General features: G+C 53.3%; 22 protein-coding genes. 15 read left to right on the forward strand and 7 right to left on the reverse strand.

Going from position 1 to position 25,962, the window contains the following annotated elements:
• Positions 1 to 19 precede the first annotated feature (19 nt).
• The 13 genes from tap to HV237_RS10340 all read left to right on the forward strand — a co-directional run bounded on the left by tap (position 20) and on the right by HV237_RS10340 (position 16,807).
• Positions 20 to 1,621: a methyl-accepting chemotaxis protein IV gene (tap, locus tag HV237_RS10280; RefSeq protein WP_065554700.1), complete on the forward strand. Its 1,602-nt coding sequence runs from the start codon at positions 20 to 22 to the stop codon at positions 1,619 to 1,621.
• A gap of 19 nt (positions 1,622 to 1,640) precedes the next feature.
• Positions 1,641 to 2,513 (forward strand): protein-glutamate O-methyltransferase CheR, encoded by an 873-nt coding sequence (cheR, locus tag HV237_RS10285; RefSeq protein ID WP_016153436.1) that lies wholly within the window; start codon positions 1,641 to 1,643, stop codon positions 2,511 to 2,513.
• Positions 2,510 to 3,559: a chemotaxis response regulator protein-glutamate methylesterase gene (locus HV237_RS10290; RefSeq protein ID WP_016153435.1), complete on the forward strand. Its 1,050-nt coding sequence runs from the start codon at positions 2,510 to 2,512 to the stop codon at positions 3,557 to 3,559. Before cheR ends, HV237_RS10290 begins: the two co-directional genes overlap by 4 nt.
• An 18-nt stretch (positions 3,560 to 3,577) precedes the next feature.
• Entirely contained in the window at positions 3,578 to 3,967 is a 390-nt protein-coding gene (gene cheY, locus HV237_RS10295; RefSeq protein ID WP_016153434.1) for a chemotaxis response regulator CheY, read from the forward strand.
• A 13-nt stretch (positions 3,968 to 3,980) separates the two neighbouring features.
• The gene (gene cheZ / locus HV237_RS10300) at positions 3,981 to 4,625 is read left to right on the forward strand and encodes a protein phosphatase CheZ (protein ID WP_029139578.1); all 645 of its coding nucleotides are present in this window, start codon (positions 3,981 to 3,983) and stop codon (positions 4,623 to 4,625) included.
• A 487-nt stretch (positions 4,626 to 5,112) separates the two neighbouring features.
• Positions 5,113 to 5,964, forward strand: a complete 852-nt coding sequence (locus HV237_RS10305) for a helix-turn-helix domain-containing protein (RefSeq protein WP_047358306.1) — start codon at positions 5,113 to 5,115, stop codon at positions 5,962 to 5,964.
• 157 nt (positions 5,965 to 6,121) lie between these two features.
• On the forward strand, positions 6,122 to 7,372 hold the full coding sequence (locus HV237_RS10310; protein WP_230675900.1) for an MFS transporter: 1,251 nt from the start codon (positions 6,122 to 6,124) through the stop codon (positions 7,370 to 7,372).
• Between the two features lie 24 nt (positions 7,373 to 7,396).
• Complete coding sequence (locus tag HV237_RS10315; RefSeq protein ID WP_047358305.1) at positions 7,397 to 10,063, forward strand: alpha-L-rhamnosidase; 2,667 nt, start codon at positions 7,397 to 7,399, stop codon at positions 10,061 to 10,063.
• Positions 10,064 to 10,203: 140 nt separating this feature from the next.
• A complete protein-coding gene (gene flhB, locus HV237_RS10320) occupies positions 10,204 to 11,355 on the forward strand; it encodes a flagellar biosynthesis protein FlhB (protein ID WP_181541849.1) in 1,152 nt (383 codons plus the stop codon).
• Positions 11,348 to 13,426, forward strand: coding sequence for a flagellar biosynthesis protein FlhA (gene flhA, locus HV237_RS10325; RefSeq protein WP_016153428.1), 2,079 nt, complete (start codon positions 11,348 to 11,350; stop codon positions 13,424 to 13,426). The genes flhB and flhA overlap by 8 nt, the downstream gene beginning before the upstream one ends.
• Positions 13,426 to 13,818 (forward strand): flagellar protein FlhE, encoded by a 393-nt coding sequence (gene flhe, locus HV237_RS10330; RefSeq protein WP_016153427.1) that lies wholly within the window; start codon positions 13,426 to 13,428, stop codon positions 13,816 to 13,818. Before flhA ends, flhe begins: the two co-directional genes overlap by 1 nt.
• Before the next feature lie 262 nt (positions 13,819 to 14,080).
• Complete coding sequence (locus HV237_RS10335; RefSeq protein ID WP_016153426.1) at positions 14,081 to 15,667, forward strand: MFS transporter; 1,587 nt, start codon at positions 14,081 to 14,083, stop codon at positions 15,665 to 15,667.
• A complete protein-coding gene (locus tag HV237_RS10340; RefSeq protein ID WP_047358304.1) occupies positions 15,668 to 16,807 on the forward strand; it encodes a glycoside hydrolase family 105 protein in 1,140 nt (379 codons plus the stop codon).
• On the opposite strand, the gene mrdA is transcribed toward HV237_RS10340, so the two are convergent.
• Both mrdA and argS read right to left on the reverse strand, forming a co-directional pair.
• Positions 16,779 to 18,698 (reverse strand): penicillin-binding protein 2, encoded by a 1,920-nt coding sequence (mrdA, locus tag HV237_RS10345; RefSeq protein ID WP_047358303.1) that lies wholly within the window; start codon positions 18,696 to 18,698, stop codon positions 16,779 to 16,781. The genes HV237_RS10340 and mrdA overlap by 29 nt on opposite strands.
• A gap of 183 nt (positions 18,699 to 18,881) precedes the next feature.
• Positions 18,882 to 20,615, reverse strand: coding sequence for an arginine--tRNA ligase (gene argS / locus HV237_RS10350; protein WP_047358302.1), 1,734 nt, complete (start codon positions 20,613 to 20,615; stop codon positions 18,882 to 18,884).
• Between the two features lie 238 nt (positions 20,616 to 20,853).
• Between argS and HV237_RS10355 the strand changes: the two genes are divergently transcribed.
• Positions 20,854 to 21,420 carry a VOC family protein gene (locus HV237_RS10355; RefSeq protein ID WP_016153422.1) on the forward strand — a complete coding sequence of 189 codons (567 nt, stop codon included), beginning with the start codon at positions 20,854 to 20,856 and terminating at the stop codon, positions 21,418 to 21,420.
• A 2-nt stretch (positions 21,421 to 21,422) separates the two neighbouring features.
• Positions 21,423 to 22,169 carry a copper homeostasis protein CutC gene (cutC, locus tag HV237_RS10360; protein ID WP_047358301.1) on the forward strand — a complete coding sequence of 249 codons (747 nt, stop codon included), beginning with the start codon at positions 21,423 to 21,425 and terminating at the stop codon, positions 22,167 to 22,169.
• A 167-nt stretch (positions 22,170 to 22,336) separates the two neighbouring features.
• Here cutC and cmoB read toward each other — a convergent pair whose 3' ends face one another.
• The 5 genes from cmoB to HV237_RS10385 are packed head-to-tail and all read right to left on the reverse strand — an operon-like array spanning position 22,337 to position 25,915.
• Complete coding sequence (cmoB, locus tag HV237_RS10365; RefSeq protein ID WP_016153420.1) at positions 22,337 to 23,305, reverse strand: tRNA 5-methoxyuridine(34)/uridine 5-oxyacetic acid(34) synthase CmoB; 969 nt, start codon at positions 23,303 to 23,305, stop codon at positions 22,337 to 22,339.
• Positions 23,302 to 24,045, reverse strand: a complete 744-nt coding sequence (gene cmoA, locus HV237_RS10370; RefSeq protein ID WP_016153419.1) for a carboxy-S-adenosyl-L-methionine synthase CmoA — start codon at positions 24,043 to 24,045, stop codon at positions 23,302 to 23,304. Before cmoA ends, cmoB begins: the two co-directional genes overlap by 4 nt.
• 40 nt (positions 24,046 to 24,085) lie before the next feature.
• A complete protein-coding gene (locus tag HV237_RS10375; protein ID WP_016153418.1) occupies positions 24,086 to 24,481 on the reverse strand; it encodes an MAPEG family protein in 396 nt (131 codons plus the stop codon).
• Positions 24,482 to 24,533: 52 nt separating this feature from the next.
• The gene (locus HV237_RS10380) at positions 24,534 to 25,352 is read right to left on the reverse strand and encodes a DUF72 domain-containing protein (RefSeq protein ID WP_016156804.1); all 819 of its coding nucleotides are present in this window, start codon (positions 25,350 to 25,352) and stop codon (positions 24,534 to 24,536) included.
• Positions 25,349 to 25,915, reverse strand: coding sequence for a hydrolase (locus HV237_RS10385; protein ID WP_016156803.1), 567 nt, complete (start codon positions 25,913 to 25,915; stop codon positions 25,349 to 25,351). The genes HV237_RS10380 and HV237_RS10385 overlap by 4 nt, the downstream gene beginning before the upstream one ends.
• Positions 25,916 to 25,962 lie beyond the last annotated feature (47 nt).

The following is a 25,962-nucleotide window of genomic DNA, read 5'->3' on the forward strand; positions in this document are numbered from 1 at the left end:
CCGCCCAATGGGAGCGTTGATGTTTAATCGTATTCGAATTTCGACCACGCTGTTTTTGATTTTAATCCTCTGCGGTGTTTTGCAGATTGGCAGTAATGGCTTGTCCTTCTGGGCATTTCGGGACGGTTTTCAGAACCTGAATCAGGTCGAACGAAGTAATCAGCAACGCGCTGCGCTGGCCCAAACCCGCGCTGTGTTATTACAGGCCAGTACGGCCCTTAATAAGGCAGGGACGCTGACCGCCCTGAGCTATCCGCCAGAGGATATCAACACGCTGATGACCCTCGCACGTGATAGCCTGGCGCAGTCTGAATTGATGTTTAAACGCTTTATGGCGACATCGGATACGACGGCACAAGGGAAGGCGCTGTTTGGCGCAACGGAGAAAAGTTTCAGCCAGTGGCACAGCGCTCTCGCGCATCAGGCCACCTGGCTTGAAAACAATCAGTTGTCAGATTTTCTGACCGCGCCGGTGCAGGCTGCTCAGGATGCTTTTGATGCAAATGTGAATGCGTGGCAGAGCAACATCGATCGCGTGTTGCAAACGGCAGGAGAGCAGAGCCAGCGAAATTACCATATGTCGGGGGTGATTTTCGCCACCATGGTGGTACTGGCGGCACTGCTCACCAGCGGTGCGCTGTACTGGTCGCGCAAGATGATTGTCCAGCCGCTGGCGATCGTGGGCAGTCATTTCGACAGCATTGCCGCGGGTAATCTGGCCCGGCCGGTAGCGGTTTATGGGCGCAATGAGATATCAGCCATTTTTGCCAGTCTGAAGAAGATGCAGCAGGCACTGCGTGAAACGGTAAGCGAAGTACGCCAGGGCAGCTCAGCCATGCATAGCGGTATTTCAGAAATCGCGATGGGCAATAACGATTTGTCTTCGCGCACTGAACAGCAGGCGGCCGCGCTGGCGCAAACGGCAGCCAGCATGGAACAACTGACCGCAACCGTAGGACATAATGCTGATAACGCGCGTCAGGCGTCAGGAATTGCCAAAAGTGCGGCAGATACAGCGCATAAAGGCGGCGAACAGACGTCCCGGGTCGCCAGCACCATGCATGAGATTTCCGCGAGCTCGCAGAAAATTGGCGACATCATCGGCGTGATTGACAGCATTGCCTTTCAGACCAATATCCTCGCGCTGAATGCCGCGGTTGAGGCCGCTCGCGCGGGTGAGCAGGGGCGTGGTTTTGCCGTGGTTGCGGGCGAAGTGCGCAATCTGGCAAGCCGTAGCGCACAGGCGGCGAAAGAAATTAAGGGGCTCATTGAGGAGTCTGTCACCCGAGTGCATCAGGGCTCGCAGTTGGTTGATATGGCAGCGCGCACCATGACGGAAATTGTCAGCTCGGTTACTCGGGTTAACGACATCATGGGCGAGATTGCCTCTGCGTCTGATGAACAGCGCAGAGGCATCGAGCAGGTGGCGCAGGCCGTCAGCCAGATGGACTCCGTGACGCAGCAAAACGCCGGGCTGGTGGAAGAAGCCGCATCCGCCACCGGACAACTTGCCATGCAGGCCGATAATCTTTCTGCCTGTGTCGCATTTTTTAAACTTGAAGAGCTAACCGTAGCAAAACAAGAGTTGGCGCAACCGCAGGTTGTGCCCGTTGTATCCTGAATGTGATTGAGAAGGCGCTATGACATCATCTCTGCCCCCTGGGCAAACGTCATTATTGTTACAGATGACCCAGCGCCTCGCGCTGTCTGACGCGCATTTTCGTCGGATATGTCAATTAATCTACCAGCGTGCGGGGATCGTGCTGGCCGACCATAAGCGGGACATGGTTTATAACCGCCTGGTCCGCCGTCTACGAACCCTGGGACTGGATGACTTTGGTCGCTATCTCAGCATGCTGGAAGCTAACCAGAACAGTGCTGAGTGGCAGGCTTTTATTAACTCCCTGACTACCAATCTGACCGCGTTTTTTCGCGAAGGGCATCATTTTCCAGTGCTGTCAGATCATGCTCGTCGGCGCAGCGGTGAATACCGTGTCTGGAGCGCGGCGGCGTCAACCGGAGAAGAGCCGTACAGCATTGCGATTACGCTCGCCGATACCTTAGGTATGGCTCCGGGCCGCTGGCGTGTTTTTGCCAGCGACATTGATACCGAAGTGCTGGAAAAAGCCAGAAGCGGCATCTACCGCCTTGATGAGCTAAAGACGCTGTCACCGCAGCAGCTACAGCGTTATTTCATGCGCGGCACCGGACCGCATGAAGGACTGGTACGCGTTCGGCAGGAACTGGCGGGGCATGTTGAATTTTCCAGCGTGAATTTACTGGATAAGCAGTACAACGTGCCAGGCCCCTTCGATGCCATATTTTGCCGTAACGTGATGATCTATTTTGATAAAACGACGCAGCAGGACATTTTGCACCGTTTTGTTCCACTTCTTAAACCAGATGGGCTGCTGTTTGCAGGTCATTCAGAAAACTTTAGCAACCTCGTGCGCGAGTTTAGCTTGCGTGGACAGACGGTGTATGCGCATGCGCCAGGTAAGGATAAAGCATGAGTAAAATCAGGGTGTTATCGGTTGATGATTCTGCACTGATGCGTCAAATCATGACCGAAATTATTAACAGCCACAGTGATATGGAAATGGTGGCGACGGCGCCGGATCCGTTGGTTGCCCGGGATTTAATCAAAAAATTCAATCCCGACGTCCTGACGCTGGATGTGGAAATGCCGCGCATGGACGGCCTCGACTTTCTTGAGAAGCTGATGCGTCTGCGTCCGATGCCAGTGGTTATGGTCTCTTCGCTGACCGGTAAAGGTTCTGAGGTCACGCTGCGGGCGCTGGAGTTGGGGGCGATTGATTTTGTCACCAAACCACAGTTGGGGATCCGTGAAGGGATGTTGGCCTACAGCGAAATGATCGCTGAGAAGATCCGCACCGCGTCGCGGGCAAAACTGGCGGCCCACAAACCCATGACGGCACAGGTGACCTTGAAAGCGGGGCCGTTACTCAGTTCTGAAAAACTGCTGGCGATTGGCGCCTCAACCGGAGGAACAGAGGCAATTCGCCATGTACTCCAGCCATTGCCGCTTTCAAGTCCCGGTATTCTTATTACCCAGCATATGCCGCCAGGATTTACCCGCTCATTCGCCGAGCGTCTGAACAAACTGTGTCAGATCACCGTGAAAGAGGCTGAGGACGGGGAGCGCGTGCTTCCAGGGCATGCGTATATCGCCCCTGGTGACAAGCATATGGAACTGGCGCGCAGCGGGGCGAACTACCAGATCAAAATTCATGATGGTCCACCGGTTAACCGGCATCGGCCTTCAGTGGATGTGCTGTTCCATTCGGTGGCCAAACATGCGGGGCGTAATGCCGTGGGAGTGATCCTGACGGGTATGGGCAACGATGGCGCCGCCGGAATGTTAGCGATGAACCAGGCGGGTGCCTGGACCATTGCGCAAAACGAAGCAAGTTGTGTGGTGTTCGGCATGCCGCGCGAGGCCATCAATATGGGTGGCGTAAGCGAAGTGGTCGATCTTAGCCAGGTAAGCCAGCAAATGCTGGCGAAAATCAGTGCCGGACAGGCAATACGTATTTGAATCAGGAGTTTATTTTTTATGGCGGATAAAGAGCTTAAGTTTTTGGTTGTGGATGACTTTTCCACCATGCGTCGCATCGTGCGTAACCTGCTCAAAGAACTGGGTTTCAACAATGTTGAAGAGGCCGAAGACGGCGTGGACGCGCTGAATAAGCTGCAGGCTGGGGGATTTGGTTTTGTCATTTCCGACTGGAATATGCCGAACATGGATGGCCTGGAACTGCTGAAAACCATTCGTGCTGATGGCGGAATGTCGGCCCTGCCGGTGCTGATGGTTACGGCAGAAGCGAAGAAAGAGAATATCATTGCGGCGGCACAGGCTGGCGCCAGTGGTTATGTCGTGAAACCGTTCACGGCGGCGACGCTAGAAGAGAAACTCAATAAAATCTTTGAGAAACTGGGCATGTGAGGGTGTGATAATGATGATGCAACCACAAATTAAACCTGCTGACGAACATTCAGCCGGGGACATCATCGCGCGCATCGGCAGTTTGACCCGAATGCTGCGCGACAGCCTGCGTGAACTGGGGCTGGATCAGGCTATTGCCGAAGCGGCAGAAGCGATTCCCGATGCCCGCGATCGTCTCGATTACGTTGTGCAGATGACCGCACAGGCGGCAGAGCGCGCGTTGAACAGTGTGGAAGCTTCGCAGCCGCACCAGGACGCGATGGAAAAAGGGGCCAAAGACCTGACCAAACGCTGGGATGAATGGTTCGAAAATCCGATCGAGCTGTCTGACGCCCGTGAACTGGTCACCGATACCCGCCAGTTCCTGGGTGATGTGCCAGGGCATACCAGCTTTACTAACGCTCAACTGCTGGACATCATGATGGCGCAGGATTTCCAGGACCTCACCGGTCAGGTCATCAAGCGCATGATGGATGTTATCCAGGAGATTGAACGTCAGCTGCTGATGGTTCTGTTGGAAAACATTCCAGAGCAGGGCGCTCGTCCGAAACGTGAAAACGAAAGCTTGCTTAACGGCCCGCAGGTTGACACCTCAAAAGCTGGCGTGGTGGCAAGTCAGGATCAGGTTGACGACCTGCTGGATAGCCTCGGGTTCTGATCCGTAGCGTTTTTATTTGCTGGCCCGGCAGGCGCTCGCCGCCGGGCATTCTAACCGATAACGGCTTGCGCGTTATCCGGCCTACAGATACCTATCGTTCTCTTTACTTACTATCCATTTTTACGGTGACGTTGCCAGAACGGGTTCGCTCGCTGCATACCGAGCGCTGCGCTTTTGTGGATCCCGCAGGGTTATTGGGCCGCCAGTCGGCACAATGTGTCCTGTACTATGATTCGTACCCGGTTGAATGCCTGGATGAAGTGGGTTCATCTGCACGGCGTATATCCTCTTTTTTATGCCATAACTTGGCGGTTATTTGCCGAAATGATGCTGAGGTCACAGCAGGTTACGCCTGAGTGACAGTGCGATATATAGACTTGTCATAATAATTGCAGTTAAATGGTTATCAGTGCAAGGCAATATATTATGTCAGTAGGTTATTTATCGATATCCCGAGTGTTTTTACTCGAATAGCGGCGGGGGAGATATGCGAATTTTACGTGAGAATGATTTTTTTCATTCAGAGCAACATGCGTTTTGTCTTTTTTCGATGAATAACCAATTAATGGAAGGTGTGCACGGGCATGATTTTGATGAACTGGTGATTGTCCGTAGCGGTAGCGGGTTTCATATTATTAATGACTTGGTTCGTTTTATCTGCCAGGGTGACTTTTTTTTAGTGACCGCTAACGATACCCATAGTTATGTTTCAACTAATAATCTGTCGGTTATTAATATATTAATTCGTCGCCCGCGCAGTTTTCATTTTTTACAGCACATTGATAATTTGCTCGATTGTATAAAAGAAAAACTTCTACAGCCTACCGCGCTGGCGTTAACTCAGGGAGCGCTGGCGCGTATTGAGGTATTGAGCCAGGAGATAATCTCACGTAACGAGAGTAACTATGACGTGCTCTATTTTTCATTGTGTGAAGTCGCTTTGCTGAACATCATCAACACACTTTGCCAGTGCGACCGCCAAACTGGGGCGCTTAGCCCTGATGAGCGAGGGCGAGCCAACCTGATCCGTATGCTCAAGACCAGTAGCTTGCGTCATTTAGACTGGAATGTGTTGAGTGATGATAACGGTGTCGCCAGGCGCACGATGTATCGCTTAATTAAGCGAGTGACCGGTTATACTCCGGTTAAATTCCAGATGTTGTATCGTGTATTAAAAGCTCAAGAATTACTGCGCACTACGGATAAAACCATCAGTGAAATTGCGGCACGTTGTGGTTTTATGAATGCGATCAGGTTGACTGAATCGTATCGACGGTATTTTCATTATCCTCCAAGCCATGAACGTGAACTTCATTCACGAGTTTTAATAGCGATTTAATTGTTAGGTTAATAACAATAAAAAATTATTACTACCATCCATCGTGACGGGGGTAGGCCATACGCTTATTTCTCGCCTTACTATCTGTAAATTTAAGGGAATCGTTATGTCAAAAAATAAAACACCTAACCCCTGGTATATTGGGGTGGTGTCTGGAATGGCATCATATATTGATTCGGCGGCTATTGTTTCCAGTGGTACAGCCTTAGTCATTTATCAAAAAACAATGGGTATTACTGCACTACAAATTGGCATTTTATCTGGATTATTAACGCTGAGTATTGCCGCTGGGGCTTTTGGTGGCGGTCGTCTTGGAGACCGTATTGGTCGTCGTAATGTTTTTATTATTACGATGGCGATGATTTTTATCGGCACGCTGGCGCTGGCCTTTGGTTTGAACTTCCCGTTCCTGGTGCTGGGCACACTCTTGGTGGGGCTGGCGACAGGGGCTGATTTACCTGTCTCTCTGGCGACTATCTCCGAAGCGGCGAACGATGAAAACCGCGGCAAGATTATCGGCTTGTCCAATTTACTCTGGCTGGTGGGAATTGGCGCCACGATGGGGATCTCCGCTATCGTCGGCGACTGGGGGCTGATTGGCGCGCAAATCATGTATATGCACGTTGGGCTGGTGGCGGTTGTGCTGATGATCCTGCGTTGGTCTATCCCTGAGTCGCCGCTATGGTTGGCGGCAAAGGATGAACTGCGTCGTGGCATCGCCACCGTGCGGGCGCAGAAAACCGGCTGGCGCGATCTGCTCGAAGGCAAATACCTGTGGCCGTTTATCTCGCTGTGCATCTTTTATACCTTCACCAATCTGGCGGCCAATACCGGCGGGCAGTTTGGGGCTTATGTAGCGGTAAATGTGGTGGGCATTTCGGTCAGCACGCACTCGCTGTGGGGGCTGTTGATTCTGCCAGTGAGCGTGGCGTCTGGGTTGATGTTTATGCGCGTCGTTGATACCTCAAAACGGGTTCCATTCTTTATTTTTGGCGCGGTGATGATGTCCGGTGGTTATTTCGTGCCGGTACTGTTTAATTTCTCGCCGCTCTCCTGGTTCTGCTGCCTGCTGTTTACCAATATCGGCACAGGATTTGCCTTCGAAGGCATCATGAAAGTGTGGGCGCAAGAGTCATTCCCCACCATGCTACGCGCCACCGCGCAAGGCGTGATTGTCGGTGTCGCCCGTCTGACCTGCGGCTTGTTGGCGTTCGTCACTCCTGTGCTGTTGAGCGCGGGGCCGGTGGTTCTTTATTGCCTGCTGACGGCGATTGTGGCGATAGGCATGGTTATCGGCTGGCTGTGCTTCCACGGCAAGCAACGTAATGAATTTAATGCAGAAACAGAAATGGTGGCGACGCCTGATAACGGACAGGCGTCGCACGATACTTTGCGGGCCAAAGCCTGAATATGAGCCACTGAGGGAAAAATTATGTTGGCAGTAGAAAAGATTACGCTCAACTATGAAACCACGCTGACGGGCTGCGAAACGTTGCCGGTTTTCGGCTGGATAATCACCAGCACCTTGCGCGATGTACAGCAGCGTAGCTGGCGTTTGCAGCTGTCGGCGCAAGAAGATTTTGCCCAATGCCTGTTTGACAGCGGCGAAATGCACGATGACCGCTCCAGTAATATCGAATTGCCCGACGTCGCCTGCCAGCACTCGACGCGCTATTTTGTGCGGGTGCATATTACCGACAACCACGGTGAAGAGAGCGGCTGGAGCCCGGCGGCAACGTTTATTACCGGCCTGCCAGCGCGAGCGTGGCAAGGGGTGTTTATCTCGGCTGAAACGCCGCAGGATAAAGACAACTCGAAAGGCACGTTGTTGCGCCATGCGTTCAGTTTGTCCGACGGTGATGACATTGTTTCGGCGGTGGTACATGCCAGCGCGCTGGGGTTGTACCAACTGTGGATCAACGGCGAAAAAGTCGGGCGTGATGAGTTATCGCCCGGCTGGACGAGCTACCACCACCATCTGTTGTATCAAACCTGGGATGTGACCGAGCACCTGCGAGAAGGCGAAAACGTGATTGGCGCGATGGTGGGGGCGGGTTGGTATAAAGGGGATATGAGCTTCAACCGCTATCGCAACTATTACGGCCAGCAGACGGGGTTTATTTGCCATATGGTGGTGACGCACCGCGATGGTAGCCAGCGGGTAATCGCCACGGATGCACAGTGGCAGGGCTGCGATGACGCGATTTTGTTTGCTGAAATTTATGATGGCGAAGTGTATGACGCACGTCGGGAGCAGCGCGGCTGGAGCGAGCCTGCGTTTAGCGCCGGGCATTGGCGTGCGGTGACGACGCTTGCGGCAGAGACGTCGGTGCTGCAACCGCAAACGGCCTGCCCGGTACAAGAAATAGAACGGCTTGCGCCGTGCTCAATCATCACGACGCCAAAAGGCGAGACGGTGCTTGATTTTGGCCAGAACCTCAGCGGCTGGGTGGAGTTTCGGGTGCGCGGTGCGGCAGGTGAGCGCGTGGTGCTGCGCCATTTTGAAGTGCTGGATGCCGAAGGCAATGTTTATCTGGCGAACCTGCGCACCGCCAAACAGTGCATTGATTACACCTTACGTGGCGAGGGTGAAGAATGTTATCACCCGCATTTTACCTTTCAGGGTTTCCGTTATGTGCTGATTGAACGTTGGCCTGGCACGCCGACGCGGGATGATTTTGTCGCGGTCGTGCTGCATTCCGCGATGACGCCGACGGGTCACATTGAAACCTCAAACGCGGATCTCAACCAACTGCATCACAACATCATGTGGGGGCTTAAGGGCAATTTCGTCGATATCCCAACCGACTGCCCGCAGCGCGATGAACGTCTGGGATGGACGGGCGATGCGCAAATTTTCTGCCGCACCGCCAGTTATCTGATGCAGACGCGCACTTTTTTTGCCAAATGGCTGACTGATCTTCAGCATGACCAAACGCCGGAGGGCGGTGTGCCGCACGTCATCCCCGATATCCTCACCGGCAAATGCGACAACGACCGCTTTTTATCCCACGGGCGCACCCATTCCGCCGCCGCCTGGGCCGATGCGGCGGTGATTAACCCGTGGACGCTGTACCTGATGTACGGCGATAAACAGACGCTGGCCCACCAGTACGACAGCATGAAAGCCTGGGTGGAGTTTATGCATGACAACGCTGTTGAGAACCAGTGGTCGTGGAAACTGCAGTTTGGCGATTGGGTTGCGCTGGATGCCAAAGAGGGCAGCTATTTTGGCGCAACGCCGAATGAACTGACCTGCATGGCCTACTATGCGTTGTCCACGCTGCTGCTGGCGAAATCAGCCAAAGCACTGGGAAATGACGTTGATCACACCCATTATCAGGCGCTGCATACCGCGATTGTCGAAAGCTTCCGCAAGGAGTTTTTTACCGCCACCGGGCGGCTGGCGGCACGCACGCAAACGGCGCATATTCTGGCGCTTTACTTCCAGTTAGTGCCGGACGCGCACCGCGAGCGCACCGTGCAAACGCTGCTGGAACTGCTGGCGGAAAATGACGGTCATCTGGTGACGGGGTTTGTCGGCACACCCTATTTCTGTCACGCATTGAGCGAAAACGGACAGGCCGACGCGGCGTGGCAATTGCTGATGAAAGAGGACTTCCCAAGCTGGTTGTATCAGGTAAAAGCCGGGGCAACGACGATTTGGGAACACTGGGATGGCGTGAAACCGGACGGCACAATGTGGAGCCCGGACATGAACTCCTTCAACCATTATGCCTACGGGGCGATCGGTGAATGGCTGTATCGCGTGGCGGCGGGAATAAATACCGAAGAACACGCGCCGGGCTTTAAATCTTCAGTACTGCGGCCTATTCCGGGCGGTGGCCTGACATGGCTGAAAGCGCGATACGGCTCGGTATATGGTGATATTGCCGTCCACTGGACGCAGGAACCGGCGCGCGATGGCTTACAGTCCATCACCCTTGAGGTAGATATTCCGCCGAATACTCACTCAATGGTGATCCTTGATGGCGCACAAACGCTGCTCGATACCGATGGCCTCGACTTCGCGCCAGTAGACGGCGGCTATAGCGCGCAGGTGGGATCGGGCCATTATCGCGTTATCTGGCAGCGCTAACCGCGTGGTTGTCACGGCAGCGTTCGCGCTGTCGTGGCAAACGAACGCTCGAATTCCTCTGTTTTCGTTTCGCTATTCGACGCATTGGCAATGGTTGCGGTCGCGATAATACTCGTGACCGTGACGACGAGAGTAATGCCGTGGCAGAAGAAAGCGACGACGACAAAACAGAAGCCCCCACACCCCACCGACTTGAAAAAGCACGGGAAGAAGGGCAGGTCCCCCGATCCAAAGAACTGACCTCACTGCTTATTTTGCTGGTGGGCGTGTGCATTATCTGGATTGGCGGGGAGTCGCTTGCCCGCAGACTGGCCGGTATGCTGTCGGCCGGATTACGTTTTGACCACAGTATGGTCAATGACCCTAACCTGATCCTCAGCCAAATCATCCTGCTGATTAAAGACGCGATGATTGCGCTGTTACCGTTGATTACCGGCGTCGTTCTGGTGGCATTAATCTCCCCGGTGATGCTTGGCGGCTTGATTTTCAGCGGTAAATCTCTGCAGCCCAAGTTCTCTAAGCTGAATCCGTTGCCGGGCATTAAACGCATGTTTTCAGCGCAAACCGGGGCGGAACTGCTCAAAGCGATACTGAAATCCACGCTGGTGGGGAGCGTGGCCGGATTTTATCTTTGGCATAACTGGCCGGCGATGATGCGTCTGATGGCGGAATCGCCGATTACGGCGATGGGCAACGCACTGGATTTAGTTGGCATGTGCGCGCTGTTGGTGGTGCTTGGCGTTATTCCGATGGTGGGGTTCGACGTTTTTTTCCAGATTTACAGCCATCTGAAAAAGCTGCGCATGTCGCGTCAGGATATTCGTGACGAATTTAAGCAAAGCGAAGGCGACCCGCACGTTAAGGGCAAAATACGCCAAATGCAGCGCGCGGCCGCGCAGCGTCGCATGATGGCGGATGTGCCGAAAGCGGACGTGATTGTTACCAACCCCACGCACTATTCGGTGGCGTTGAAGTATGACGAGAACAAAATGAGCGCGCCGAAAGTTGTTGCCAAAGGCGCGGGGCTGGTGGCGCTGCGCATTCGTGAGATTGGCGCTGAACATCGAGTCCCTACGTTAGAAGCGCCACCGCTGGCGCGTGCGCTATACCGTCATGCTGAGATTGGGCAACAAATACCGGGTCAATTATATGCCGCCGCTGCCGAAGTGCTGGCATGGGTATGGCAGCTAAAACGCTGGCGTCTCGCCGGCGGCAAGCGTCCACCACAACCTGAAAACCTTCCGGTGCCTGAAGCACTGGATTTCATGAACGAGAAGAATACTGATGGCTAATCTGGTCGCGATGTTGCGTTTGCCCAGCAACCTGAAATCCACGCAACTGCAAATCCTTGCCGGACCGATCCTTATCCTGCTGATCCTGTCGATGATGGTGTTGCCGTTGCCGGCTTTCGTCCTCGATTTGCTGTTCACGTTTAACATTGCGCTGTCGATCATGGTGCTGCTGGTGGCGATGTTCACCCAGCGTACGCTGGAGTTTGCCGCATTCCCGACGATTTTGTTGTTTACCACATTATTACGCCTCGCCCTGAACGTCGCGTCGACGCGTATCATTTTAATGGAAGGACATACCGGCGCGGCGGCGGCGGGAAAGGTGGTTGAAGCTTTTGGTCACTTCCTGGTGGGCGGTAACTTTGCGATCGGTATCGTGGTCTTCGTTATTCTCGTCATTATCAACTTTATGGTTATCACCAAAGGTGCCGGACGTATCGCCGAGGTTGGCGCGCGCTTCGTGCTGGATGGTATGCCCGGCAAGCAAATGGCGATTGATGCGGATTTGAATGCGGGTCTGATTGGCGAAGATGAAGCCAAAAAACGGCGCTCGGAGGTGACGCAGGAAGCGGATTTCTACGGCTCTATGGACGGTGCGAGTAAATTCGTTCGTGGAGATGCCATCGCCGGTATTTTGATCATGGTGATCAACGTGGTCGGCGGTCTGTTAGTCGGGGTGTTGCAGCATGGTATGAGCATGGGTAGCGCAGCGGAAAGTTATACCCTGCTGACCATCGGTGACGGGCTGGTGGCGCAAATTCCTGCGCTGGTAATCTCCACCGCGGCGGGGGTTATCGTGACCCGCGTGAGTACCGACCAGGATGTAGGCGAACAGATGGTGACCCAACTGTTCAGTAATCCTAGTGTCATGCTGCTTAGTGCGGCGGTGCTTGGTCTTTTGGGTCTGGTTCCGGGGATGCCGAACCTGGTGTTTTTGATGTTTACCGCCGCGTTACTGGGTCTGGCCTGGTGGATGCGTGGTCGTGAGCAAAAAGCTCCCGATGAGCCGCAGCCGGTGAAAATGCCGGAAAACAACTCCGTGGTGGAAGCAACATGGAATGATGTACAGCTGGAGGATTCCCTGGGGATGGAGGTAGGCTACCGCCTGATCCCAATGGTGGACTTTCAGCAAGATGGCGAGTTGCTGGGGCGAATTCGCAGTATTCGTAAGAAATTTGCCCAGGATATGGGCTTTCTGCCGCCGGTGGTACATATCCGCGACAATATGGATCTGCAGCCAGCCCGCTATCGTATTTTGATGAAAGGGGTGGAAATTGGCAGCGGTGACGCCTATCCGGGACGCTGGCTGGCCATTAACCCTGGTACTGCCGCCGGGTCACTGCCGGGCGAGAAAACGGTCGATCCGGCTTTCGGTCTGGACGCTATCTGGATTGAAAGCGCATTGAAGGAACAGGCGCAGATTCAGGGCTTTACGGTTGTTGAAGCCAGTACCGTTGTCGCCACGCACCTTAATCACCTGATTGGGCAGTTCGCTGCTGAGCTGTTTGGCCGTCAGGAGGCGCAACAGCTACTGGATCGCGTCTCGCAGGAGATGCCAAAACTGACGGAAGACCTGGTCCCGGGCGTCGTGACGCTCACTACGCTGCATAAAGTGCTGCAGAACTTACTGGATGAGAAAGTACCGATTCGCGATATGCGCACCATTCTCGAAACGCTGGCTGAACATGCACCGCTGCAAAACGATCCGCATGAGCTTACCGCGGTGGTACGTGTTGCGTTGGGACGCGCCATCACTCAGCAGTGGTTCCCGGGTAATGAAGAGGTTCAGGTTATCGGCCTTGATACTCCGCTCGAACGTTTGCTTCTGCAGGCGCTGCAGGGCGGCGGCGGTCTGGAGCCGGGTCTTGCAGACCGACTGCTGGCCCAGACTCAGGAAGCGCTGTCTCGTCAGGAAATGTTGGGTGCGCCGCCGGTCTTGCTGGTTAACCACGCGTTGCGTCCATTACTGGCACGCTTTTTACGTCGCAGCATTCCGCAACTGGTGGTGTTATCGAACATGGAGCTGTCTGACAACCGCCATATCCGTATGACGGCGACTATTGGAGGTAAGTAATGCGTAAATTACTGTGGTTGTTGTTTTTTCCTCTGGTAGCGCAGGCTGCCGGAGAAGGCGCCTGGCAGGCCAGCGGCATGGGGATTACTTTAAATCACCGCGGCCAGTCAGCCTCGTCTTCACCTCTGACGCCCAGCCAGCCGGTCTCGGGGTTGATGACGCTGGTGGCCTGGCGCTATGAGCTCAATGGCCCAACGCCTGCGGGTTTACGGGTACGTTTATGTTCCCAGTCCCGCTGTGTTGAGCTGGACGGGCAAAGCGGGACCACCAACGGATTCAATAATGTTCCCGCCATCGAACCGATGCATTTTGTCTGGGAAGTACCCGGTGGCGGTCGCCTGATCCCCGCCTTGCAAGTTCAGAGCAATCAGGTGATTGTGAACTATCGTTAACGCCTCCCTTCATTCCGGCCAGCAGCAGAAACTGCTGGCTGCTTCGCAATTCTAGTCCGCCTCTTTGATTAAATAGAAACACTGTTTTATAAAATAGGTGACATACGTTGCCGGACTCTTTGTGCTGTTGCCATTTCACGAATACCCCTGGCAAAAATAGAAAGGTTTCACTTGCTGTTAGCTTTTACTGTGGCCCTGTAAGGAGGCCCAATGTCAAAGCGAGGATTGCGGGGCCTCCCAATAATGTGCAGGGGTAACGGCAATGAATACACGTAAAATTGGGTTGGTTAACTATTTTGCCTACGGTTCGGGGGATTTTTTAGGCGCAGGCACCACGGCGTTAACCGCGGCCTGGCTACTCTATTTTTACACGACGTTCTGTGGCCTGACGCCAATCGAAGCAACCTTTATCTTCGCTACCGCCAGGGTGTTGGATGCCGTTGTTAGCCCATTAATGGGTTTTTTAACCGATAACTTTGGCTCCACCTGGCTCGGAAAACGCTTTGGGCGACGCAAGTTTTTTATTCTGTTGGGGATACCCTGTGTCTTTAGCTACTCACTAATGTGGGTGGGTGATATGGGGTTCTGGTACTACCTGCTCACCTATCTGATTTTTGACGTGGTCTACACCATGATTCTGGTGCCATACGAAACGCTGGTACCCGAAATGACCGATGACTTTAAACAGAAAACCAAATTCTCCGGCGCGCGCATTTCGATGGCGCAAATGTCTGCCATTCTGGCCTCATTCTTACCCGGCGTTCTGCTGACGCTGTTTGGCAAGGACAACCCCGTCTCTTTTTTCTACGCCAGCCTGGTGTTTTCTGTGCTGTGTGCACTGATGCTGACCTTCGTCTGGTTCTTTACCTGGGAACGCCCACGGGAAGAGTGGACTGAGGCGGCGCTGCGAGCCGAAGAAGAGAAGAAAAGCCTGACCTTGAGTCAGAGTATGAACCGTTTATTTGTGGAACTGAGTTCAACACTGCGCATCCGTATCTTTCGCCAGCATTTAGGAATGTATCTTGGCGGCTATATTGCCCAGGACGTCTTTAACGCCGTCTTTACTTACTATGTGGTGTTTGTGCTGATGCAGGAAGCATCGATGGCGTCAAACCTGCTGGGTACGATGGCTATCTTCCAGTTTATTGCTGTTATCGCCATGATCCCATTGTGCATCCGTTTCGGACCTGCGCCGTCTTATCGCATGGTGGTCGTCCTGTTTGGCCTCAGTTCACTCTCCTATGCGGGGCTGTATTACGCCGGATTAAGCGATGTTTATTCTCTGTTGCTATTGGTTTCCGCCGTTGCGGGCTTGGGACGCGGTGGTATCAACTACGTTCCCTGGAATATCTACACCTATATTGCCGACGTTGACGAAGTGATTACCGGTCAGCGTCGGGAAGGGATCTTCGCCGGCATTATGACGTTAACGCGTAAAGCGTCGCAGGCGGGAGCGGTGATGCTGGTGGGGATTGTGATGCAGTTGTCTGGTTTTGTCTCCGGTCAGAGCGCACAACCCGCGGCGGTCAGTCATACCATCCTGTTAATTCTGAGCTGCGGAACGCTGATTGTTCTGGCGCTGGGTTTCCTGGTTTCCTTGCGCTTCAAACTGAACCTGCAAACGCACAGCACCCTGCGTGAAGAGACAGCAAAAATGCGTGAGTCCGGGCAACCCGTGTTGGAAGGACTATCCGCTAAAGGACGCGCGACCGTAGAGATGCTATCGGGCATGCCTTATGAATCACTTTGGGGTAACAACAATATTGGTTACCTGAATCGTAATAAACCAGCGGCACCGAAACTGGAAAAGGGTGCTGTATTGAATTCGACATTGACAGAGGTTAAGTAAATGATTGTTTATCCGGTTAAACACAGTCCATTGTTGCGCCAGCCAGAACATTTTATTGCCAGGGATGAATTAAAAGCGTTGATCAAAAAGGTGACGCATAACCTGGTCAATATTCATGATGAGACCGGCGAGTTCTTGCTACGTCTGGATGACGGACGCGTTATTGATACCAAAGGCTGGGCGGGATGGGAGTGGACGCACGGCATCGGCTTGTACGGGATGTATCAGTATTATCAGCAAACCGGCGATGCCACGATGCGCGATATTATCGACAACTGGTTTGCCGATCGCTTTGCGGAAGGTGCAACGACCAAAAACGTTAACACCATGGCACCGTTTTTAACGCTGGCATATCGCTATGAAGAGACGCGTAATCCCGCGTATCTGCCGTGGCTCGACAGCTGGGCTGAGTGGGCAATGCATGATATGCCGCGTACCCAATTCGGCGGTATGCAGCACATTACGCTGGCGGAAGAAAATCACCAGCAGATGTGGGATGACACGTTGATGATGACGGTCTTACCGCTGGCGAAGATTGGCAAGTTGCTCAACCGCCCCGAGTATATTGAAGAGGCAACCTATCAGTTCCTGCTGCACGTGCAAAACCTGATGGATAAAGAGACAGGGCTGTGGTTCCACGGCTGGAGCTATGAAGGACAGCATAACTTCGCCAACGCTCGCTGGGCGCGTGGCAACAGCTGGTTAACTATAGTCATCCCGGATTTCCTCGAATTACTTGATTTGCCGGAAAGCAATGCAGTGCACCGCTATCTGGTGCAGGTTTTGAACGCGCAAATCGCGGCGTTGGCGAAGTGCCAGGATGAAAGCGGACTGTGGCACACCTTGCTGGACGACCCGCAGTCGTATCTGGAAGCCTCGGCAACCGCCGGATTTGCCTATGGGATCCTCAAAGCGGTACGTAAACGCTATGTCGGACAAGACTATGCGGCTGTAGCCGAAAAAGCCATCAGAGGCATTGTGCAACATATTTCGCCGGAAGGTGAATTGCTGCATACCTCGTTTGGTACCGGGATGGGCCACAATCTCGATTTCTACCGCAACATCCCCCGGACCTCCATGCCTTACGGTCAGGCGATGGCGATGCTGTGCCTTACCGAATACTTGCGTAAGTATTTTTGATATCGGTGTCCGATGGCGTTGCGGCTATCGGACCCGCTTGTGCATCGTCGCCCTGCGCAGCAAACAGATGATCCATGATTTGACGCATGACTGGTGCGGCGGTGACGCCATCGCTGCCGCCGTTTTCCAGAATTAACGCTATGGCGACTTTCGGGTTCTTATATGGCGCAAATGCGGTATAGAACACGTGGTCGCGCAGACGCACGGGGATCATTTTCGCATCGTAGGTCTGATTTTCTTTCAGGCTAAAGACCTGTGATGTGCCACTTTTCGCTGCAATGCCGTAAGGCGCGGTGTGAAAGAACTTATAACCGGTACCGTTTGGCTCATTCGCCATGCCGAACATCGCTTGACGCACCAGTCCCCAGTAGGGGGACGAAGCAGAGGCAATTTGTGACGGTGCTTCGGGAGCCTGGTACGGCGTGATGACTTTTCCGCTCTCTTCATCACGTAGCAGGTGAGGGGCGATAACCTTGCCGTTGTTAATCAGCGCGACCATGGCTTTAACCATCTGGATCGGCGTGGCAATCCAGTATCCCTGACCGATGCCAACCGAAATGGTATCTCCCTGATACCAGGCTTTTTTATGCACTTTCTGCTTCCATTCGCGGCTCGGGAGCAGGCCGTTATACTCCTCACCAAGATCGATGCCGGTCGGCTTGCCATAGCCAAACTGGCTGAGCATGCTGTTAATACGGTCAATCCCCATCATATATGCCACCTGATAAAAGAATGTGTCGGCAGATTCTTCAATTGCTTTGGTGACATCCAGCATACCGTGTCCCGTTTTTTTCCAGTCACGGTAATGTCGCTCCGTGCCGGTGAGCGTCCAAGTGGGGGCGCCGAAGAAACGGGTCTGCGGCGTGATCACGCCGTCCAGTAACGCTGACATCGCCATATACGGTTTGACCGTGGAGGCAGGAGGATACAACCCCTGCGTGACGCGGTTGATTAACGGCAGGTCCTTATCCTGAAGCAGCTTGTTATAGTCCTGATAGCTGATACCTTTGACAAACGGGTTGGGGTCATAGCTGGGGTTCGAAACCATTGCCAGCACGGAACCGTCATGTGGATCCTCAACCAAAACGGCGGCCCGCTGGCCCACCAACAGACTCTCAATATATTGCTGTAAATGGAGGTCCAGCGTCAGATGGATATCTTTTCCGGCAACGGGCGGCACATCTTTGATCAGGCGTACGATGCGTCCGTGGTTATCAACTTCGACCTCCTGATAACCGGTTTTCCCATGCAGTTCATTTTCATAGTAGTGCTCAATACCCTGCTTACCGATGTTGTGATCGGCGGCGTAGTTCTCTGTCAGGCCTTTTTGATCCAGCGCTTTCAGGTCGTTGTCATTGATTTTTGACACATAGCCAAGGACATGCGCCAGCGCTGCGCCATAAGGGTACTGGCGGTCTTCATAGCTATTGATATTGACGCCGCTGAAATGAAACTGGTTAACCGAGAAGCGGGCGATTTCCACATCGGTCAGCGCATTTTTTAGCACGACCGGGCGATAGCGGCTGCTGGCTTTCAGCGCATGGCGAAACTGGTCAATGTCATCAGGAGTGAGGTCAATGATAGGCGTGAGCTGCCTGATCAGGGCATTCATATCACTGATTTTATAAGGCGTAACGGAAATGTCGTACCAGGTTACGTTGCGCACCAGCGGGATGCCGTTGCGATCGTAAATCATGCCACGCGTCGGGGCCACGGGCAGCATTTTGATGTCGTTTGCATTCGAGCGGGTGGTGTAATACTGGTGCTGACAGATTTGTAAGTTGTAGAGATTGTAAATCAGGATGCCAAAGCAGATGACCACCAGGCCAAAGGCCACCAATACACGCCGCTGGAAGAGTTTTTCCTCCGCCTCAAAATCTCTGAATGTCATTGACCCGTACCCGATTAATTCGCCGCCTCATGATACGGAGGCTTAAACGGGATGACAGGCAAAAAATGTTCCATATCTCTACGGAAATGTGTCATTCCTTGTGAGTTGTTACAGATGGCCTGTTACAGAAATAAAAAAGGCCTGAGTCCGAATTTCGGAGTCAGGCCTGATAGATGAGCTGATTTACATACGTTCTACGGTTTCGATACCCAGCGTATCCAGACCCAGCTTCAGGGTTTTCGCCGTCAACTGTGCCAGTTTCAGGCGGCTGTTACGAATCTCTTCGTTTTCAGCGCTAAGGATTGGGCAGTGCTCGTAGAAGCCGGAGAACAGACCGGCAACGTCGTACAGGTAAGCACACATCACGTGCGGCGTACCTTCACGTGCAACAACGGTCAGCGTTTCTTCAAACTGCAGCAGACGCGCTGCCAGCTGAGCCTCGCGATCTTCACTGATAATCACCTGCGCATTTGCCAGCGCGCTTTCGTCGATATCCGCTTTACGGAACACGGACAGTACGCGGGTGTAAGCGTACTGCATATACGGCGCAGTATTCCCTTCGAACGCCAGCATATTGTCCCAGTCGAAGATGTAGTCGGTGGTACGGTTTTTGGACAGATCGGCATATTTCACCGCGCCGATACCGACTGCATTCGCCAGTTTTTCCAGCTCGTCGGCAGGCATGTCCGGGTTCTTCTCCGCTACCAGACGGCGTGCGCGTTCCAGCGCTTCATCCAGCAGATCGGCCAGTTTAACCGTGCCGCCCGCGCGGGTTTTGAACGGCTTGCCGTCTTTACCCAGCATCATACCGAACATGTGGTGTTCCAGCGGCACAGAGTCCGGCACATAACCGGCTTTACGCACGATGGTCCAGGCCTGCATTAAGTGCTGATGCTGACGGGAGTCGATGTAATAAAGTACGCGGTCGGCATGCAGCGTTTCATAACGGTACTTGGCGCAGGCGATGTCGGTCGTGGTGTAGAGATAGCCGCCATCTTTCTTCTGAATGATTACGCCCATCGGTTCACCTTCCTTGTTCTTATACTCATCAAGGAATACGACGGTAGCGCCTTCGCTTTCAACAGCCAGGCCTTTAGCTTTGAGATCGGCCACGATGCCAGGCAGCATCGGGTTGTACAGGCTTTCACCCATGACGTCGTCACGGGTCAGGGTGACGTTCAGGCGATCGTAGGTTAACTGGTTTTGCGACATGGTGATGTCGACCAGTTTGCGCCACATCTCACGGAAGTACTCGTCGCCGCCTTGCAGCTTCACGACATAACTCCGGGCACGTTCCGCGAAGGCTTCATCTTCGTCGTAATGTTTTTTCGCATCACGGTAGAAACCTTCAAGGTCAGCCAGCGCCATCTCGCCAGCATTTTCCTGCTGCTGTTTTTCCAGCCATGCGATGAGCATACCGAACTGAGTACCCCAGTCGCCGACGTGGTTGGCGCGGATAACATTGTGACCGAGGAACTCCAGCGTACGCACCGCAGCGTCACCGATGATGGTGGAACGCAGGTGACCAACGTGCATCTCTTTCGCTACGTTAGGTGCGGAGTAATCAACCACAACGGTTTGTTTAGCCGGTTGGGTGACGCCCAGACGATTGGAAGCCAGCGCCTGCTGAACGTGCTGCGCCAGAAATGCCGGATCGAGAAAAATATTGATAAAGCCCGGGCCTGCAATTTCAACTTTGCTGGCGATCCCGTTGAGATCCAAATGAGTCAGCACCTGCTCAGCCAGTTGTCGCGGCGCCATACCCAGTTTTTTAGCGACAGCCATCATGCCGTTAGCCTGATAGTCGCCGAACTGTACTTTTGCTGACTGACGAACCTGCGGTTCGCAATCTGCAGGCGCGCCTGCAGCAATCATGGCCTGACTGACTTTTTCTGAGAGAAGAGCCTGAATATTCACCGGAATACCTTACATTTATGAAGCGGCTTAAAATGCACCGCACCAGTTTAAGAATTAAGGGCGGGAGTATACTGCAAATGCCCGTTGCCGTCAGCATTGCGAGTATCGCCAGCAGCCTGAAATATAAACATTGTCATTACGTATAATTATTCATATTGCGCTTAAGAAAATCAGCAGTTGGTTGGGGCTGCGCAACAGGGTAAATTAGCGGCTTTGAATATGGATATGAGCTTTCATTATGGCGAACTGGCAAACAGTTGCAGAACTGCATGATATTTCCGCAGATTTACCGCATTTCATTCAGGCGTTAACGGATCTTTCCACTCGCCTTGGGCTGGATATCTCATCGCTTGAAGCCGATCACATTTCTCTGCGTTGTCATCAAAATACCACCGCAGAGCGCTGGCGTCGTGGGTTTGAACAGTGCGGCGAATTGTTGTCAGAAAATATCATCAATGGCCGACCGATTTGCTTGTTCAAACTCGATGAGCCAGTTTGTGTGCAACACTGGCAATTTACTATCGTAGAACTGCCGTGGCCGGGCGAAAAGCGTTATCCGCATGAAGGCTGGGAGCATGTTGAAATTGTTCTGCCGGGTGAGGTGGAGACGCTGAATGCACGAGCGCTGGCGCTGCTTTCAGATCACGGGCTGAGCCAGCCGGGTATATTTGTAAAAACCAGTTCGCCAAAAGGCGAGCGCGAACGTTTACCGAATCCAACGCTGGCGGTCAGCGATGGCAGTGTGACGATAAAATTCCATCCGTGGTCGATTGAAGCCATTGTGGCAAGCGAACGTCAGGAGTGAGTATGGCATTACTGGAAATCTGCTGTTACAGCATGGAGTGCGCGCGCACGGCGCAGCAAAACGGCGCGGATCGCATTGAGCTATGCTCGGCGCCCAAAGAGGGGGGCTTAACGCCGTCCCTGGGCGTCTTGCGTTCGGTTCGCCAGCATATCTCGATTCCGGTCAATCCCATTATTCGCCCGCGCGGGGGCGACTTTTGTTACACCGACGGTGAATTTGCTGCAATGCTGGATGATATTGCGATGGTAAGAGATCTGGGGTTCTCAGGGTTGGTAACCGGCATTTTAGATGCAGAGGGTGATGTCGATATGCCGCGCATGGAGAAAATAATGATCGCGGCGGGACCGCTGCACGTCACTTTTCATCGGGCCTTTGACATGTGCGCTAACCCACTCAATGTGCTAAAAAAATTAGCTGATTTGGGCATCGCCAGAGTGCTGACTTCCGGGCAAAAATCAGATGCGGCGCAAGGTTTAACAAAAATTATGGAACTTATTGCGCAGGGGGATGCTCCAATCATTATGGCCGGAGCGGGGGTTCGCGCCTCGAATTTGTCCCTGTTCCTTGATGCTGGAGTGCAGGAAGTCCACAGTTCTGCCGGAGTATGGCTGGCTTCCCCCATGCGTTATCGCAATTCGGGGTTGTCGATGTCTTCGGATGCACAGGCGGATGAGTATTCACGCTATGCGGTAGACGGGGCGGCGGTTGCGGAAATGAAAGCAATCATTGCACACCACCAGGCCAGCTGATTTTTACCGTTGCATCATGTCGCCCAATATGATGCTTGCTCGTACCAGGCCCCTGCAATTTCAACAGGGGCCTTTTTTTATCCTGCATATTTCAAGCCGCAGCGGAGTTGTCTGCCTTGCTGCAAGTTGAACTATTTTGCAGAAAGAGTGCTATCTGGCAAAAATAACTACGGCTTACGTGCAATCAATACCGCGCGTAATGGGGCCGGGTAGCCTTCCACCGTTTTGCTGTGATCGTTCGGGTCGAGGAAGTCGGCCAGTGATTCGGTTATCATCCACTCGGTGCGGCGCTGCTCTTCGGTGGTGGTGACGCAGACATCAGCGATGCGCACATCAACAAACCCACATTTTTCCAGCCAGTTTTTTAACGCCAACGCAGAAGGAATAAAGTAAACGTTACGCATCTGCGCGTAGCGATCGCCCGGTACCAGTACGGTATTTTCATCACCTTCGACGACCAGCGTTTCCAGTACCAGTTCGCCATCTTTCACCAACTGATCCTTCAACTGCCACAGGTGTTCCAGCGGTGAACGGCGGTGATAAAGCACTCCCATGGAGAATACGGTATCAAAGGCGTTGAGCGCCGGAAGCTGCTCAATACCCAGCGGCAGCAGGTGAGCGCGTTGGTCATTGCCCAGCAGTTTACGCACTGCCTCGAACTGGCACAGAAACAGCTGGGTAGGATCGATGCCAACCGCCAGATGCGCCCCCGCGCCAATCATGCGCCACATGTGATATCCACTCCCGCAGCCGACATCAAGAATGGTGCGCCCGGTGAGGTCAGACAAGTGCGGCAGAACGCGATCCCATTTCCAGTCCGAGCGCCACTCGGTATCTATATTGACGCCGTACAACGAGTACGGCCCTTTACGCCATGGCATCAGGTTACGCATCAGGGTGTCGATACGTTTGAGCTGACCGTCGCTGAGCGGCTCATCGCTTTCGGCGGTAACGCTATGCAGTAAGTCCAGGCGATGCGGCGTCAGCTCGGGCAGAAACTCGACCGCATTTGACCACTGCTTAAACAAGCCGTGCTGATCGCGCTGCCAGGTCGCGATTTGCGCCGGGAGCGTTTCCAGCCAATGAGAAAGGTGATTTTTGGCAATCAGTTGATAAAAGTTACCAAAGTCGATCATGCGCTAACCTCAGCTTTCAGTGCCACCAGAGAACCAAAGTTAAAGCACTGGAACCACAATTCGCTGTGTTCAAAGCCCGCCTGATGCAGTCTCGCTTTGTGCGTTTCGACCGAGTCGGTCAGCATCACGTTCTCCAGCATGCTGCGCTTTTGACTGATTTCCAGCTCGCTATAGCCATTTGCCCGTTTGAAATCGTGGTGCATGTTGAACAGCAGTTCGCCAACGTTAGCGTCTTCGAAACTGAATTTTTCAGACAGTACCAGCGCGCCGCCGGGGTTCAGCCCCTGATAAATCTTATCCAACAATGCCTGGCGCTCAGGTGGCTCAAGGAATTGCAGGGTAAAATTCAGCACCACCATCGAGGCGTTTTCGATAGTAATGTTGCGAATATCGCCTTCGACAACGTCAACCGGTGTCGGCGCTTTATAGGCGTCAATATGACGGCGGCAGCGCTCAACCATGGCCGGGGAGTTATCAACGGCAATAATTTTGCAATTCTCGTGATGAATATTGCGACGCACCGAGAGCGTCGCCGCGCCCAGAGAACAACCCAGATCGTAGACCTGTGTGTTGGGCTGTACGAAACGTTCGGCCAACATCCCAATCATAGAAATGATATTGGAATAGCCAGGAACGGATCGTTGGATCATATCCGGGAAGACTTCAGCTACCCGTTCATCAAAGGTCCAGTCACCCAGACTGGCGATAGGCGCAGAAAAAAGCGTGTCGCGGTGAGACATAACGTAAAAATCCGGGAAAAATAAAGTGGCGTATTGTGCGCTAATGCAGGGAGAAAACCAACTCCCAGGGCATATACCAAAGATTCGCCAGCACCATTAGCAACAGCGAACACCAGGTCGCGCTCATGCCTGAACGGCGCCAGCGGAAAAGCCGGTGATGGAATCCGTAATAATGCATCAATCGTCCGGCAATCAAAATCAGCCCGCAAATATGCACCATCCACGTTTCTGCGCCGTTCATTTCCATAAATAACAGCAGCACCAATGCGACGGGAATATATTCCACCGCATTACCGTGAATGCGGATAGCGCTTTGTAGTTCGCTAAAACCTCCGTCACCATATGCAACGCGGTATTGCATGCGCAGGCGAACGACGTCAAAGGAGAACTTAATTAACAATAACGCACCCAATACGGCATAAAGCGCGCTTACCATACAAACTCCCTTTTAAAATGGCTGATGGCATTGACTATGATAGGTGGCATTTTCAGAAAAGAGAAGATTGCTGTGGAATAGACGGAGCTGATCCGATCTCTGGCAGGGCGCTGCGTAAATTTGCCCATAGCGTATCGACAAGCTCCGGGGCCTGCGCGATATCCGGGGTATGTAAAAACAGATACGGCGTTGTGGTTTGTTGCCATTGCGACAGCTTGGTCAGCCAGACGGCAAAAAGCGCGCTGTTTTGTGCCATATTATCGCTGCCGATAAAGCGTACCATCGGATGGTTTGCCGTCACCACTGCATGCACCGGAACCTTTGGCTTCTTGCGCTGGGCGTCACGTATCGCTTCAGTATGTGGTATTGCGGCATGTACCGGTCGACTGTCCAGAATCACCCGATTTACCCTGCGCTCATGTAGGCCTCGATTGAATCGTTGCTCTGTTTCGCCTTTGGCAAAGAAGTCCGGATGGCGAACTTCCACACCGTAGGTAAAGGATTTGGGGAGCGCATCGAGAAACTGCCACAAGGCTGGCAGGTCGTGCGGGCCAAAAGTTGCGGGTAATTGCAGCCAGTATTGCCCAATGCGTGATTCAAGTGGCGACATGCGCGTGAAAAACTCTTGTACCAGGTCATCGCAATTACGCAGCGCGGCCTGATGCGAAATGGTGGCCGGAAACTTAAAACAAAATCGAAACGCATCGGTAGTCTGCGCATGCCAGCGGGCCACAATGTCGGCTTTTGGCAGCGCGTACAGCGTGGTATTGCCCTCCACACAGTTAAAGTGGCGGGCATACTCTTCAAGGCTGGTGATCCCCAGACGCACCCATTTGGGATGCGCCCACTGGGGTAAACCGATATAAATCATAGCGCTTGCAGGATCTCGTCCACGCTGCGTACGCGTGCGATACGCGGGAAAATATGCGTCATGCTGCCCTGATGTTGCTCAGCGCTGGCGGCACTACAGGCGTTTTCTGCAACGATCAGATTAAAACCCAGCTCCCACGCATTTCGCGCCGTTGACTCCACGCCAATATTTGTGGAGATTCCGCACAGGACGATGGTCTCGATGCCCCGACGACGCAGTTGTAATTCCAGATCGGTGCCGTAGAAAGCTCCCCACTGGCGTTTGGTCACTTCGAGGTCGCTGGCGCATTTACCCAGAGCGCTCGGGTAATTCCACCAGTTTTCGGGTAACGCTTTGGCCGGAGCGTGAGCATCAACTGGCTGTTTCAGCGCTTCGGCATAATCGTCAGACCAGCCGACGCGCACCATTACCACCGGGGAACCGTGGGCACGGAATTTTTCCGCCAACTGCGCGGCGCGGGCAACCACGTCGTTTGCCGAGTATGGGCCGCCAGCGAAAGGCAGGATACCTTCCTGTAGATCAATAACAACAAGAGCGGTTGTTTTTGCGTTCAGTTCCAGCATGATCACTCCAGTAAAAAAAGAATTCCGTTACACCTTAATCGCGAATC

Origin of the sequence: Citrobacter sp. RHBSTW-00570 (assembly GCF_013739755.1) — a bacterium.
In the GTDB taxonomy this organism is placed as follows: Bacteria; Pseudomonadota; Gammaproteobacteria; order Enterobacterales; family Enterobacteriaceae; genus Citrobacter; species Citrobacter braakii.